This window comes from Taklimakanibacter albus, assembly GCF_016595235.1.
GTDB classification, from domain to species: domain Bacteria; phylum Pseudomonadota; class Alphaproteobacteria; order Rhizobiales; family Aestuariivirgaceae; genus Taklimakanibacter; species Taklimakanibacter albus.
This window is the reverse complement of sequence record NZ_JAENHL010000006.1, coordinates 330455-343083: the sequence shown is the minus strand read 5'-3', so window position 1 is coordinate 343083 and position 12629 is coordinate 330455. Positions and strand designations below refer to the sequence as shown.

Below are 12629 nucleotides of genomic sequence, written 5' to 3'. Positions count from 1 at the left end.
AGACCTTACTTTTTGGCGGTCAGAAGCGGGGTCACCACTTCGAGCAGCATCTGGGCGCGCTGGCGCAGCTCGAGCGACACAGTCTGATCGGCAATGATGGCATTGAGGTAGCGATCGGCCATGGTGTAGTCGCCGGTGCGATAGGCGGCGAGCGCGAAGATCTCGCGCGCCATGCCGCGCCATGGGCTCGTATCGTTGTCGAAGGCGCCGAGCCGGCTGATGAGCTCGGCGGGCGCCAGCTTGTCGGTCAGGGCATAACCGGCGCGCAGGCGCGCCAGATCGCGCAAAGATTGGGCATTGGCCTGGTCATTGGCGACCTTGTCGTAGATCGCCACCGCCTCATCGGTCTTGCCGCTGCCGGCGAGAGCGGCGGCGCGGCGCAATTCGGCCAATTTGGCATAGCCCGAATGGTCGATTGCCGCGAAAGCCGCCTCGGCATCGGCGGTTTTGCCCTCTTCGAGCTTCTTAATCCCATCGGAAAAGACCCTGGCGGCGCCTTCCGATTGCGTCAGCTGCCAGTACTGCCAGGCTTTGAACCCGCCGACGCCCAGGATGATGGCCAGAGCCAAGGCCGTGAAATAACTACCATATTGGGTCCAGAGCTTCTTAGCTTGGTCTTGGCGGACTTCCTCGTCCACTTCTCTGAATAGCGATTCATCGCTCACTTGACTGAGGCTCCCGAGCTGCCGTCATTAACACTTTGATGAAGCTGCTAATTTAGCCAAACGGCCAAATCAAGGCAAATTACGCGCCGACCTCGAAGGAGGTCAGCAACCCGGCATCGGCCCGCTCCGCCACCGTGCTCTGAATACCCCACCGGCCGGGATTGTCGGCCACAAAACCCAGCTTCACCTGCGCCCCGGCCGGCACGACCACCGTGTCGCGGAAGGGGGTGGGCAGATCCTCGATGACCCGCCAGACATGGCCGTGGATATGGAGCGGCTGATCGAATTTGGTCCGGTTGTTCACGTCGAGGATCACCGTCTCGCCCAGGGTAAAGCTTTCCCAGGGCTCGGCGGCGAGGCCGGCGGTGCCGTTGATAGCCCAGGCCATGCCCTTCTCCAGGAGCGCCCGGAGATCGAGCTTCTCTCCGGCATAGATGGCGCCGGTCATGCCGCCCTTCTCGCCGCCCTCGATCACGAAAGGCACGGTCCGCGCCTTGGTCATGTCGATCGCGATGGTGACCGGATTGGGTGGCAAAGCGAAATTGTCGGGCAGCACGATTTCGGCCGCGGCCCCTGTGCGGGTGAGATAAGCGGCCTCGATGACGTCCTCGAACAGATTGACGGCGAGCGTCAAGGTCTCCTCGCTTTCGGCAAGCAGCAGGTCGCCGCGTTGTCCGGGCGCCAGAACGAGCCCGGCAGTGCCGAGCTGGCGCGGCGGCACCGGCTGGCCGTCCTCGGCGATGATCAGCGGATCGGCGCCTTTGATGAGGATCGACATGGTGCGGATATTGGCGGCGTTGAGGATACGCAGACGCACCAGCCCCTGCGGGATGTCGATCTTCGGCCGATAGGCACCATTGACGGTGAACCAGTTGCCGAGCCGGCCCTGGCCGATCGCGTCCTCGAGATTGCCGAAGGTCGCGGCATCGATCTGGCCGTCATCGGTCAGCCGCCAGTCGTCGAAAGTTAGCGGCAGATCGCTGAAGGCCGGCAGCGGCTCCTTCTCGGCGACTTCGAGGAGTGCATAAAGCCCCATCTCACGCTGGCGCGAGACATCGGCGACGGGCGACAGCCAGAAGGTGCCGGCGTCCGGCGGGGTGAAGACGCAGTCGAAGGCATTGTCCTCGCCCGGCACCACCGAGATGCTCATCATCTCGGAAGGCCCGCGCACGCCATACCAGTGCAGCGCCATCGGCCGGTCGAGCATATTGACGAAACGGACCTTGAACTCCTCGCCCTGCTTGGCGGTGAGCAGTGGCGGCGGCCACTGACCGGACAGGCTTTCGAGCTTGGTCGCCGGGCGATCGGCCTCCATGAGCCGTCCCTCGGCCGCCCGTGCGGTCAGGACGACGAAGCCGTCCTCGGCCGTCTGGGCTTCCAGACGGCAAGGCAAGGCGGCCAGAGCCGCGCCGCCGGCAATGAACGAACGCCTGGAGAGGATCATCGATCATCCCATTCCGATTCGGGCTTGTTATAGCAATTCCGAACCATCCTGACTTAGGATTGTTTCAAGCCCAGGTCATACAGGGATCAGTCCTTTGACTCGTAGATATTGGCCTTGCCGGGGAAGCTCCGTGTACGGACTTCAGTGGCATAAGAGCTTATCGCTCTATCGATGGCCTTGCCGACCTCGCCGAATTCGCGGACGAATTTCGGCACGCGCGGCGACAGGCCCAGCATGTCCTCCATCACGAGGATTTGACCGTCGCATTCGGCAGAAGCGCCGATGCCGATGGTCGGAATGGGGATGGCTTTGGTGATGCGGGCCGCCAACGGCTCGACCACCGCCTCGAGCACGACACAGAAGGCGCCGGCCTCGGTGACGATCCTGGCGTCCTCCTCGATCTCGGCCCACTGGTCGCGCTTGCGGCCTTGCGTCTTGAAGCCGCCCAGCACGTTGATCGATTGCGGGGTGAGGCCGATATGGGCGACGACCGGAATACCGCGCTCGACCAGGAAGCGGATGGTTTCGCCCATGCGCCGCCCGCCTTCGAGCTTGATCGCGCCGCATTGCGTCTCCTTGACGATCTTCGCGGCATTGCGGAACGCCTGGGCCGGGCTTTCCTCATAGGTGCCGAAGGGCATGTCGACGACCACCAGCGCCCGCTTGGTGCCGCGCATCACGGCGCGGCCATGGATGATCATCAGCTCGAGCGGCACCGGCAGGGTCGATTCAAAACCATGCATGACCATGCCGAGCGTGTCGCCGACGAGAAGGAAGTCGACATATTTGTCGGCGATCGCCGCCGTATGGGCGTGATACGACGTCAGGGCGACAATCGGATCGCCCCCCTTGCGCGCGGTGATGTCGGGTGCGGTGAGACGCTTCTGATCGGTATGAAGTGACATGGCGGCAAACCTATCGCGGTTGCGTTTGCCCGGCAACTATTTTTGTGCACCGCACAAAATCTATTATAGCGTCAGCGTCACCACCGGCACGCCGGTGAAAAGCGGGTGCAGCTGGGCAAAGACGCCATAGAGCGCCACGCCGATGATGATCGAGATGACGTCATGGCCCTGGCGGATCTCGGGCGACGGCCTGACACCATTGGCGAAACCGAGCCCCAGATGCGCCAGGGCATAGAGGAGCATGCCGCCGAACAGGATGAGGCTCGCGACGTCGCCATTGGCGCACAGATGGCCGACCGACCAGAAGACGACGCCCCAGGCGAGCGGGAAACGTAGTGCCTGGCGCAGCTTGCCACGAAAGAGAAAGATACCGAGACAGAGAAAGGCGACGAGCACGAGGATGAAGGTCGCCATTCTGCCCCAGCTCGGCGCGTCATAGACGATTTCCAGCGGCGCGCTGCGCCAGCCGAGCACGATGAGGACAAGCGGCAGAAGCGAGACGACGCCGAAGCCCGGCCCGAAGAATTTGCCCAAGCGCCGGCGCAAGGCCGCCTTGGCTTCCGGCAGAGCAAGGGTCAGATGGCAAACGGCGAAGAGCGCTACGCCCAAAGCGAGAAGAGTCATGTGATGATGGGCAGATTGAAGACGTAGGGATGAACGCCGAAGAGGAAGATGAGATAGAGCACGATGCCGGTGACGACGGCGATCACGTCCGATCGCACGCGCGGCTCATGCGTCGGGAGCTTGCCGCGTGCCGTCGACAGGACGATGTCGATGACGGCAAGCGCCAGGATGGAGGCGAACAAGTAGACGCCGGGCCGGTCGCCATTGGCCATGAGATGCGCCACCGCCCACAGGCCGAAGCCGATCGACATGGGATGCTTGAGCCAGCTTTTCAGGTAGCCCTTGCCATGCGAGGCGCCGATGAGAATGAAGGCCAGCAGCACCAGGGTCATGGCGAGATGGCGGGCCCAGGGTGCCGGCGTATAGAGATAGTCCGTCCCTTCGAGCATGCCACGGGTCGTGTAGAAGCCGTAGATCATCAGCGCGAGGCCGACGAGCGAAACGAGCGAGAACACGCCTTTATAAGGCCCCTCGCCCATACCACCGAGCAAACCCTCGCGCAGGCGCGGCAACAGCATCACGGCCAGGTGCGAGCCGACAAAGATGACTATCCCGATAATGAGCAGTGTCATGGATTCTTACCTCTCAGCGGCCGTAGTAACGGCAGCGCCAGCCTTTGCTTGTCCAATTGATCAGGAGACTCGAGGCATTGAACTGCTCGCGGCAGAGGTCGAACGCCTCCGACCGCGACATCGGTTTACGGCCCTTTTTGCCCTCGCCCACGCAAAGGGCTGTTTCGCGGTCCTCGCCGTTCAGCACCTTGATCGGGTAACGGCTATAGAGCGTCGAGCAGGCCCAGGCCTGTGAGTCGAGCTTCATGTCCCAGTCCTTCGCCGAAGCGCCCTGGGGCAACATGGCGACGCCGAGCCCGATGCCCAAAAAGAGCAGCGCGGCTTTGGTGGCAGATGGATAATCCATTGTTCCGGCCCGATGATTCCTGTTCGAACCACTCTGCCACCAATTTCACCCGGGGTGAAGCGCGACGGAGTTGCTCAGTACCGGCCGTAATAGAGACAGTGCCAACGATCACCCTTCTTCTGGACGACGACCGTCGTCGCACCGAATTTGCGCTTGCACCATTCATAAACTTCCTGGCGTGACGCAGACTTCCCGCTCGGCCCCTCCTGACAGACGATCTGACCATTCTTCTTGATGACGACGCCAGTGACATCCTTGCCATATTTGGCGCGGCAGGCGGCCATCGCCTGCTTCTTCGAAATGCCAGCCTCTGCGGTTGTGGCGAGCCCCATCACCATGAAGCTGGTGAACGCCCCGGTGAGCGCAAGTTTGAGGATTGCCGTCCTTGTCGACTTCATGAAACACACTCTCTTTCTGGAATTGAATTAGAACCGGCCGATATAGCGGCAGCGCCACCCCGTCTTGGTCTTCTGCACCATGGCGGTCGTCGCGGAGAATTTCTTCCGGCAGGTTTCATAGGCTTCCTGCCGGGTCATCTCGCGCCGCACCATCCACTGGCAGTTGATCTTGCCGTTCTTGCCGACTGTGGCGTTGACGACCTTCTTGCCGAATTGCGCCCGGCAGGCCGCCAGAGCCTCTTTCTGGGTAATTGGTGCCGCCTCGACCGCCGCCGACAATCCTGCCACGGCGCCGCAGATTGCCAACAAAGCGGCCAAGCGGACGCCGTTTGCCTTGCTGATCGTCATAATACCCCCATCAATTGTCACATGAGATTACGATGGCTGGAGGCTAACGCAACGAAAAAGTTAACGATCGCAAACTGAGCTTCGCGCTGGTGCGCTGGCGCCACAAAACGCCCGGCGGAGAGCACTGGAAATGATCTCGTGGCGCGCAAGCCGCGCCGCCGTCATCGAGGCGTCGGCCGGAAATCGACTTACCCGATCGCGTACAGCTCGAAAACTTGTCGCCTCCGGGATTCCGTGTTTAAGTGGCCGTGCTGGGCGCATCACTTTCCCTACCTCTTGAGGTGTAAGATGAACCAGCTCGCCCAATTCGACGCGTGGAGCGCCGGGCAGAATTACGAACAATATATGGGCCGGTGGAGCCGGCAGATCGCTGCAAAATTCCTGCCATGGCTGGCGCCGCCCGAAAATGTGCGCTGGCTCGAGATCGGCTGCGGCACCGGCGCCTTCACCGCCCACATTCTCGGAAAATGCGCTCCTCGATCTGTACTCGCCATCGATGCCTCCAAGGACTTTGTTGCTTATGCGCAGGCCCAAGTCATCGACCAGCGCGTGCGCTTCGAGACGGCCGATGCCGCGAAGCTACCGGCGCCCGATGCCAGCGTCGATGTCGTCGGATCCGCCCTGGTCTTGAATTTCGTTCCCGACCGGGTCACGGCTCTGGCGGAGATGAAACGCGTGCTGCGGCCTGGGGGACTTCTCGGCTTCTATGTCTGGGACTATCCGGGCGGCGGCATGGGCTTCATCGACGCCTTCTGGAAGGCGGCGGCGGAGATCGACCCGCAGGCGGCGGAACTCGATGAAGACCGAAGGTTTCCGTTCTGCACCCGGGATGGTCTGACAAAGCTGTGTCGTGAGGCCGGCATCACGGCAACCGTCGAGCCGATCGCGATCGAGACCGTGTTCAGTGACTTCTAAGCCTTCTGGCAGCCCTTCACGCTCGGCGCCGGTCCGGCGCCCGGCTACTGCATGAAGCTGCCGGAGCACCAGCGGGCCAGCCTCAAGGCGAAACTCGCCAGGAAGCTGGGCATCAAGGGACCAATCCGCCTGGTTGGCCGCGCCTGGGCCGCGAAAGCGGTCGTGAACGGCTAGACGCTGAGCTACTGGCCGGACGAGTCCCTCGACGCCTCGTCCGGTTCCCCACGCCTTCTGACCTTGAGCGCGCAGCAGCCTTCCGATCCAGGCGTCCAGGTGGTGATCGATATGTCGAAGCCAGCCGCCTCAAGCGTGCCGTAATCGGCGGCGGAGGCGATATCGCAGAACATGGCGACCTCGTCGTCGGACAGACCGGCGGCCACCCAGGCTTCCTTCAACGGACAGGCCAGGAAATGTGCATCGATGCCATGATGCGCCGGCGCGCCGATATCCGGGCGGAACATCTCGCCGCCATCAGGCGAATTGAAGAAGACATCGGTGAGCCCGGCGAAATTTCCGGGCGCGCAAGGCGACACGCCGGTGGCAAGGCCGGCGCCCCAGTCATAGATGGCCTCTTTCATGATGCTCCTGGCGGCGGCATCGCCATAACGTTTGGCGATGGCGCGGTAGAAGGCCACATAAAGCTGACCGCGGCTCATATAGGCGTCCTTGAGAGCCTGCTGCAGGGGGTGGCCATCCGTCGTCATTGCGAGATCTCCCTTTTGGTTGAAATATTCTTGACCTGCGGGGTAACGTATCAGAGCCATTATTGACTTCTGCCGCCGAAAAAACTCAACTCTGAGTGAATTCAGTTCATGCATGATCTCCGCAAGCTCGTTACATCCGCCAATCTGCTCTATACATTCGAAGCGGCCGCCCGGCATGAGAGCTTCACGCTGGCGGCGCGCGAGCTGAATGTGACGCCGGCGGCGGTCAGCCACGCCATCCGACAATTCGAAGATGGCATTGGACTCAAACTATTCGATCGTCAGCATAAGCGCGTCATCGTCACGCCGGAAGGCGCCAAGCTTTTTCAGAACGTGTCGCAAGCGCTCGAGCGCATCCTCTCGACGATCAATGACCTGAAAGCCGAGACGAGCCGAACACCGGTGCGCCTCTATGTCTCGATCACGGTGGCCACGCATTGGCTGCTGCCGCGTCTTGCCCGGATACGCGAAGCCCTGCCCCTCTTCGACCTCCGCCTCTATACGTCGGACAAGCTGCTCGAGCTTCCGGATGACGGCATGTCCATCGCCATCACCGGCGGACGCGGCGCGTGGCCCGGCTGCCATGTCTGGCTGTTCACCAAGGAAATCATCTATCCGGTGTGCAGCCCGAAATATCTCCAGGCAAACGGTCCCATCCGACATTTGAAGGACCTTCGCCATCACCGCCTGATCCATCTCGACGACATGCTTCACGAAGGCGTCACCTGGCGCGACTGGTTCGACAAGTTCCGGGCTCCCCAGCCCAAGGACCGCGGCACACTCGTCTACAACAACTACATCCTCGTGCTTCAGGCGACGCTGGCGGCGGAAGGCGTGGCGCTGGGTTGGCAGCATGTCGTCGGCGACCTGGTCAAACAAGGCGACCTGGTCCGACCCGTCAAGGAGCAGATGTCGTCCGGCGTCGACGTCTACATCGTCGCCCGCAAGGGACGTGAGCTCTCGCCGGCGGCTTGCGAATTGCGCGACCGTCTCATCCAGGAAGGACTGACGATTACCGGATGAGTCATGCGGGCTTTGCCGCCCGGCTCCGCTTCGAGAGTTCCAACGCCACGGCGGCGACAATGGTCAGCACGATCAGGATGAGCCCCAGCGCATTGACCGCAGGGGTGAGACCGGTGCGGACCTTGGTGGCGATGAAGACGGTAAGCGGCGTCTCGGTGCCGCGCACGAAGAGCGTCGTATTGTAGTTCTCGAAGGACTGCAGGAAGGCGATGAGCATCGCCGCCAGCAGCGACGGTTTCAGATATGGCAGGAGGATGCGGCGGAACACCATCCAGCGCGAGGCGCCGAGGCCGATCGCGGCCTCTTCCAGCGTGCGGTCGAAGCGCTGGAGTCTCGCGATGACCATCAGCATCACATAGGCGGCGATGAAGCTCGATTGCGCCAGGATGATGAGCCACAGGCCGCCGCCCACGCCCGCCTGGCGCCACAGGATCAGGGTGGCGATGCCGATGGCGACGCCGGGCGTCAGCAAGGGCGAGACCATGACCGCATAGAAGAAGGTGCGTGCCCGGCCCTCTAGGCTGGTCAGGAACAGAGCGGCGGCGGTGCCGATCGGCAGCGCGATCGCGATCACGCAGATGCCGATCAGGACCGAAAGCCGCAGCGCCTTCCACATCGCCTGATCGGCCCACAAGGCTTCGAACCATTGCAAAGTGGTGCCGAGCCAGGGCGTCACGGTCGGGAATTTGCTGGTGTTGAAGGTCGCCGCCGTCATCACTGCCAACGGCAGGAACAGATAGGTGAAGAACAGGATCATATAGATCGCAAAGATGATCCGGGGCAGCAGCTCGGCGATGGTGGCGAGGCCGCCCTTCGGCGTGTTGAGCCGCGCCGCGACAGGCGCTTCGAGAGCCATGGTCATTTGGCGACATCCGCGAGATTGACGCGGAATACCCGCAGCGCCGCCAGCACGACCAGCATGCAGAGGACGAGCAGAACCAGGGCATAGGCCGCACCCCGGTTCCAGTTTCCGCCTTCGAAGAACCAGTTGTAGATGATCTCGGTGAACCAGCGGCTGCCGGGCGAGCCGAGGAGCGCCGGCGCCACATAACTGCCCGCCGCCAGCATGAAGGTGAAGACGCAGCCCGTCGCGATGCCGGCCTTGGCATGCGGAATGACGATGCGGCGGTGGATTCTGACCGTCGAGGCGCCGAGATTGCGCGCCGCCTCGATCTGAGCCGTCTCGAGTGTCGAGATCGAATTGTAGATCGGAAACAGCATGAACAAAATATAGGCGTAGACCATGCCGGCGAGGACGCCGAAGTCGCCGAACCAGCGCACCGGCTCAGCGATGATGCCGAGCCCCAGCAGCACCGCGTTGAGCGGCCCGTTGAAGGCGAGCAGGATATACCAGGCGAGTGTACGCAAGACTTCGTTGATCCAGAACGGAATGATCAGCGCCACAAGCGCCAGCGCCATGCCGCGCGGTGTGGCGATCTTGGCGAGCCAGAAGGCCAAGGGATAGGTCACGACGAGCGTCGTCAGGGTGACGAGTGCGCTCGCCCACACCGTCTTGAAGAAGATGGCGCGGTGAACGGAATCACTGAACAACGCGATGAAGTTCGCCAGCGTATAGCGATCCGCATCGGTGCCGATCTGGTTCGGCATGAGGTTAGGCCGCAGCGAGAAATCAAGCATCATCAGATTGGGCGCCAGCACCATGCCGATGAGCCACAAGCCGACCAGCAGCAGGATCGTACCGCCGAGGCCCGGACCGAAACGCGCCGTCAGACTAGCCATGGGCGAGGACCAGGGCTTCGGCAGGTGTGAAAGAGAGCTTGATCGCGCCGCCCGAAACCGGCGCCTGGCCGAGACCACGATGGGCGATGGCGGCGAGGACCGCCTGGCCGTCCTGGGCCTTGGCATGAAGAATGGCGACCGCGCCTTCGAATTCGAGGCGTTCGGCTTCCGCCTCGATGCGATTGTCGTTCTGGGTTTCGAGCGACACCGCCTCGGGGCGCACATAGACCGCGGCCTGGTCGCCCGCCCTGAGACCGGGGCCGGCCCGACCCTTGAGCAGGCCATGGCGGGTTTCGACGGCGGCGATGCCGTCCGAAACGCCGCGGACACGGCCAGGAAACTCATTCGTCTCGCCGACGAACCTGGCGACGAAGGAGGTCGCCGGATTGGCATAAAGCTCGCGCGGCGTGGCGATCTGCTGCAACTTGCCGGCGCTCATCACCGCCACGCGGTCCGACATCGCGAGCGCTTCCGACTGGTCATGGGTGATATAGATGAAAGTGACGCCGGTGCGCTTCTGCAGGGCCCGCAATTCAGCCCGCATATGCTGGCGCAGCTTGAGATCGAGCGCCGACAGCGGCTCGTCGAGAAGCAAAACCTGCGGTTCGACGGCGAGTGCCCGCGCGATGGCGACACGTTGCTTCTGTCCGCCCGACAATTCGTGGATCATGCGGTAGCCGAAACCCGGAAGGGCGATGAGATCGAGCAATTCCTCGGCGCGTTTGCGCCTTTCTGCCTTGGGAATGCCCCGCACTTCGAGGCCGAAGACGATATTTTCCCACACCGGCATCAACGGGAAAAGCGCCAGCGACTGGAAGATCATCGAGGTCGGGCGCTGATGCGGGCCGCTGCCCGTCACATCCTTGCCGCCAATCAGCACCCGGCCGGCGGTCGGTTGGATGAACCCGGCGACGAGACGCAGCACCGTGGTTTTGCCGCAGCCCGAGGGGCCAAGGATCGAGAAGAACTCGCCACCTTCGACGGAAGCGGAGAATTTCTCGACCGCGCGCACCTGGCCGAAGATCATTTCGATGTCGATGAGGTCGACGGAATGGGACATGGAGCTCCAGGATCGAGAGAATGGCGGAGCCACCAGGGCTCCGCCATCGTTGAGGCGTCAGGCCGAGAGGAACTTGTCCTGATATTCGTTGCGGATGGCGACGAACCAGTTCTCCTGGACCGGCCACCACCAGAGCTTCTCGAGCGCGTCGCCCGGATAGGCAGCGGTGAAGAAGTTCTTGGAGGCTTCCGACAGGAACTTGTCGGCGCCGACCGCGGTGGTGTTGATCGAGGTGTGATTGGCATAGAGGGCGCCGGCTTCCGGCGTCAGCATCCAGTTCACGAACTCATAGGCCTGGTCGAGGTTCTTGGCGCCGACGGGGAGCGACACGCCTTCCATCCAGGTGAGCGCGCCTTCGACGGGAGCCACGAAGCCGATCGGCAGACCTTCCTTGGCGAGGCCGGCGGCGGAGGAATCCCAGGTCTGGCCGATCGCCGCGCCATTGGTGCGGAATGCGCCCTGGGCTTCGTTTTCATTGGCCCAGAACTGCACGATGTTGCCCTTGCGTGCGATCGCTTCGGCGAGGATCACGTCGTAATTGGCGCGCATCGTGGCTTCGTCCTTGAAGCTGTCGCGCATCGGCTTGGGCAGCTTGCCCTGCGTCTCGAGCCAGAGGCCCAGGCCGACGAGACCGGAATGGCCGCGGATCGTCGCCTTGCCCTTCATTTCGGGCTTCCAGATGTCGCCATAGGAGGCCTTGCCATATTCGAGCGGCGAGGCCTTCTTGTCGAAGGAAAGCGCTTCCGTGCCCCAGTCGGTCGGCACCTGGTAACGCTTGCCGTTGACCACGGCGCCCAGCGTCTCGGAGCCTTTCACCGCGCTCTGCAGCGCAGAGTCCCACTTCACTTTCGCTTCGTCGATCGGCTGGATGAGGCCGAATTCAACGTAGTTCGGAACGCGGTCGACGGCCGGCCAGATGATGTCGTAGCCCGAGCCGTTGCTGGCGCGCATCTGGTTGAGGAGCTCGTCATTGGTGCCATAGGGCGTGTAGACCGGCTTGATGCCCGTCGCCTTCTCGAAAGCGGCCAGCATGTCATCGGAAATGTAGCCGGCCCAGGCGAAGATATTGACGGTGCCCGACGAGGCCAGGGCGCCCTGCGCGATGAAGGGAGCCGCGAGCGTCACGCCGGCCGTGGCGGCCGCGCTCTTGAGGAGCGTCCGGCGGCTGATCGTCTTCATGTGAATTTCTCCTGTGTTTGGTCTTCGACCATTGGTAAAGTCCGGGCTAGCTATCGCTGCTGTGTGACAGTCACGCGAAGACGCCATCCACAGGCGGTCACAATCCCGGGAGGTTCACCATGGCTCAGGACAAGACGATCGGACTGGTTTTCATCGAAGGTTATGCCGACTGGGAGTTCGGCCTGCTGTCGGCCTCGGTCGGCGAATGGTTTCCGGGGCGTGTCGTGGCGCTCTCGCCCGGGGCTAAGCCGGTGCGCTCGATCGGCCGCCTGATGCTGACGCCGGAACGCGCAACTGATGCTGAAAGCAATGGCGATCTCGACGCCGTGGCCGTCATTGGCTCCGACGGCTGGGCCGGAGCCGACGCACCGGATGTCGGCCCCTTACTCAAGGCTGTCGACGCGCGCAACGGTATCGTTGGCGGCATCTGCGCCGGCACGCTCGCTCTGGCGCGCGCCGGGCTTTTTGCCAAAGCGGCGCATACGAGCAACGGACGTGACTGGATCTCAGGCCTTGTGCCAGATTATGCCGGGAACGAACGCTACCGCGACGTGCCACATGCGGTCGCTGATGGCCGAATCATCTCGGCCCCAGGTTCGGCACCCGGCACTTTCGCCATCGAGTTCCTGAAGACACTTCACCCTGATAAAGCCGACACCGTCGCTCAGATGAAAGGGATGTTCGCGAAGGAATATACTGGTTGAGC

General features: G+C 62.6%; 17 protein-coding genes. 4 read left to right on the top strand and 13 right to left on the bottom strand.

Features of this window, described 5'->3' with window-relative positions:
- Window positions 1-5: 5 nt before the first annotated feature.
- From JHL16_RS06290 to JHL16_RS06255, 8 genes are all read right to left on the bottom strand, one after another.
- Entirely contained in the window at window positions 6-665 is a 660-nt protein-coding gene (locus tag JHL16_RS06290) for a tetratricopeptide repeat protein (RefSeq protein WP_210345959.1), read from the bottom strand.
- Window positions 666-744: 79 nt separating this feature from the next.
- The gene (locus JHL16_RS06285; protein WP_200184028.1) at window positions 745-2109 is read right to left on the bottom strand and encodes a multicopper oxidase family protein; all 1365 of its coding nucleotides are present in this window, start codon (window positions 2107-2109) and stop codon (window positions 745-747) included.
- An 86-nt stretch (window positions 2110-2195) separates the two neighbouring features.
- Window positions 2196-3014, bottom strand: a complete 819-nt coding sequence (panB, locus tag JHL16_RS06280; protein ID WP_200184027.1) for a 3-methyl-2-oxobutanoate hydroxymethyltransferase — start codon at window positions 3012-3014, stop codon at window positions 2196-2198.
- A 63-nt stretch (window positions 3015-3077) separates the two neighbouring features.
- The gene (locus JHL16_RS06275) at window positions 3078-3638 is read right to left on the bottom strand and encodes an NnrU family protein (RefSeq protein ID WP_200184026.1); all 561 of its coding nucleotides are present in this window, start codon (window positions 3636-3638) and stop codon (window positions 3078-3080) included.
- The gene (locus JHL16_RS06270) at window positions 3635-4210 is read right to left on the bottom strand and encodes an NnrU family protein (RefSeq protein ID WP_200184025.1); all 576 of its coding nucleotides are present in this window, start codon (window positions 4208-4210) and stop codon (window positions 3635-3637) included. Before JHL16_RS06270 ends, JHL16_RS06275 begins: the two co-directional genes overlap by 4 nt.
- A 13-nt stretch (window positions 4211-4223) precedes the next feature.
- Entirely contained in the window at window positions 4224-4556 is a 333-nt protein-coding gene (locus tag JHL16_RS06265; RefSeq protein ID WP_200184024.1) for a hypothetical protein, read from the bottom strand.
- Between the two features lie 74 nt (window positions 4557-4630).
- Window positions 4631-4954, bottom strand: coding sequence for a hypothetical protein (locus tag JHL16_RS06260; protein ID WP_200184023.1), 324 nt, complete (start codon window positions 4952-4954; stop codon window positions 4631-4633).
- A 27-nt stretch (window positions 4955-4981) separates the two neighbouring features.
- The gene (locus JHL16_RS06255) at window positions 4982-5302 is read right to left on the bottom strand and encodes a hypothetical protein (protein WP_200184022.1); all 321 of its coding nucleotides are present in this window, start codon (window positions 5300-5302) and stop codon (window positions 4982-4984) included.
- A 288-nt stretch (window positions 5303-5590) separates the two neighbouring features.
- On the opposite strand from JHL16_RS06255, the gene JHL16_RS06250 reads away from it, so the two are divergent.
- Both JHL16_RS06250 and JHL16_RS35215 read left to right on the top strand, forming a co-directional pair.
- Window positions 5591-6217, top strand: coding sequence for a class I SAM-dependent methyltransferase (locus tag JHL16_RS06250; protein WP_200184021.1), 627 nt, complete (start codon window positions 5591-5593; stop codon window positions 6215-6217).
- 51 nt (window positions 6218-6268) lie between these two features.
- Window positions 6269-6391 (top strand): hypothetical protein, encoded by a 123-nt coding sequence (locus JHL16_RS35215; protein WP_281435992.1) that lies wholly within the window; start codon window positions 6269-6271, stop codon window positions 6389-6391.
- 8 nt (window positions 6392-6399) lie between these two features.
- On the opposite strand, the gene JHL16_RS06245 is transcribed toward JHL16_RS35215, so the two are convergent.
- Complete coding sequence (locus JHL16_RS06245) at window positions 6400-6921, bottom strand: L-2-amino-thiazoline-4-carboxylic acid hydrolase (RefSeq protein ID WP_200184020.1); 522 nt, start codon at window positions 6919-6921, stop codon at window positions 6400-6402.
- A 108-nt stretch (window positions 6922-7029) separates the two neighbouring features.
- On the opposite strand from JHL16_RS06245, the gene JHL16_RS06240 reads away from it, so the two are divergent.
- Window positions 7030-7944: a LysR substrate-binding domain-containing protein gene (locus tag JHL16_RS06240; protein WP_200184019.1), complete on the top strand. Its 915-nt coding sequence runs from the start codon at window positions 7030-7032 to the stop codon at window positions 7942-7944.
- A 1-nt stretch (window position 7945) separates the two neighbouring features.
- Here the strand turns inward: JHL16_RS06240 and JHL16_RS06235 are convergent, their stop codons facing one another.
- From JHL16_RS06235 to JHL16_RS06220, 4 genes are read right to left on the bottom strand one after another with little or no spacing between them, the layout of a single operon-like run.
- A complete protein-coding gene (locus JHL16_RS06235) occupies window positions 7946-8806 on the bottom strand; it encodes an ABC transporter permease (protein WP_246770818.1) in 861 nt (286 codons plus the stop codon).
- Window positions 8803-9684 (bottom strand): ABC transporter permease, encoded by an 882-nt coding sequence (locus JHL16_RS06230; protein ID WP_200184018.1) that lies wholly within the window; start codon window positions 9682-9684, stop codon window positions 8803-8805. Before JHL16_RS06230 ends, JHL16_RS06235 begins: the two co-directional genes overlap by 4 nt.
- Entirely contained in the window at window positions 9677-10744 is a 1068-nt protein-coding gene (locus JHL16_RS06225) for an ABC transporter ATP-binding protein (RefSeq protein ID WP_200184017.1), read from the bottom strand. Before JHL16_RS06225 ends, JHL16_RS06230 begins: the two co-directional genes overlap by 8 nt.
- 57 nt (window positions 10745-10801) lie before the next feature.
- Entirely contained in the window at window positions 10802-11923 is a 1122-nt protein-coding gene (locus JHL16_RS06220) for an extracellular solute-binding protein (RefSeq protein WP_200184016.1), read from the bottom strand.
- Between the two features lie 119 nt (window positions 11924-12042).
- On the opposite strand from JHL16_RS06220, the gene JHL16_RS06215 reads away from it, so the two are divergent.
- Window positions 12043-12627 carry a DJ-1/PfpI family protein gene (locus tag JHL16_RS06215; RefSeq protein WP_200184015.1) on the top strand — a complete coding sequence of 195 codons (585 nt, stop codon included), beginning with the start codon at window positions 12043-12045 and terminating at the stop codon, window positions 12625-12627.
- The last annotated feature ends 2 nt before the right edge of the window (window positions 12628-12629 follow it).

Bases quoted from the DNA above. Each gene is read 5' to 3' on its own strand.
- JHL16_RS06285 (WP_200184028.1), bottom strand. From the start codon at position 2,109: ATGATCCTCTCCAGGCGTTCGTTCATTGCCGGCGGCGCGGCTCTGGCC.
- panB (WP_200184027.1), bottom strand. From the start codon at position 3,014: ATGTCACTTCATACCGATCAGAAGCGTCTCACCGCACCCGACATCACC.
- JHL16_RS06275 (WP_200184026.1), bottom strand. From the start codon at position 3,638: ATGACTCTTCTCGCTTTGGGCGTAGCGCTCTTCGCCGTTTGCCATCTG.
- JHL16_RS06270 (WP_200184025.1), bottom strand. From the start codon at position 4,210: ATGACACTGCTCATTATCGGGATAGTCATCTTTGTCGGCTCGCACCTG.
- JHL16_RS06265 (WP_200184024.1), bottom strand. From the start codon at position 4,556: ATGGATTATCCATCTGCCACCAAAGCCGCGCTGCTCTTTTTGGGCATC.
- JHL16_RS06260 (WP_200184023.1), bottom strand. From the start codon at position 4,954: ATGAAGTCGACAAGGACGGCAATCCTCAAACTTGCGCTCACCGGGGCG.
- JHL16_RS06255 (WP_200184022.1), bottom strand. From the start codon at position 5,302: ATGACGATCAGCAAGGCAAACGGCGTCCGCTTGGCCGCTTTGTTGGCA.
- JHL16_RS06250 (WP_200184021.1), top strand. From the start codon at position 5,591: ATGAACCAGCTCGCCCAATTCGACGCGTGGAGCGCCGGGCAGAATTAC.
- JHL16_RS35215 (WP_281435992.1), top strand. From the start codon at position 6,269: ATGAAGCTGCCGGAGCACCAGCGGGCCAGCCTCAAGGCGAAACTCGCC.
- JHL16_RS06245 (WP_200184020.1), bottom strand. From the start codon at position 6,921: ATGACGACGGATGGCCACCCCCTGCAGCAGGCTCTCAAGGACGCCTAT.
- JHL16_RS06240 (WP_200184019.1), top strand. From the start codon at position 7,030: ATGCATGATCTCCGCAAGCTCGTTACATCCGCCAATCTGCTCTATACA.
- JHL16_RS06235 (WP_246770818.1), bottom strand. From the start codon at position 8,806: ATGACCATGGCTCTCGAAGCGCCTGTCGCGGCGCGGCTCAACACGCCG.
- JHL16_RS06230 (WP_200184018.1), bottom strand. From the start codon at position 9,684: ATGGCTAGTCTGACGGCGCGTTTCGGTCCGGGCCTCGGCGGTACGATC.
- JHL16_RS06225 (WP_200184017.1), bottom strand. From the start codon at position 10,744: ATGTCCCATTCCGTCGACCTCATCGACATCGAAATGATCTTCGGCCAG.
- JHL16_RS06220 (WP_200184016.1), bottom strand. From the start codon at position 11,923: ATGAAGACGATCAGCCGCCGGACGCTCCTCAAGAGCGCGGCCGCCACG.
- JHL16_RS06215 (WP_200184015.1), top strand. From the start codon at position 12,043: ATGGCTCAGGACAAGACGATCGGACTGGTTTTCATCGAAGGTTATGCC.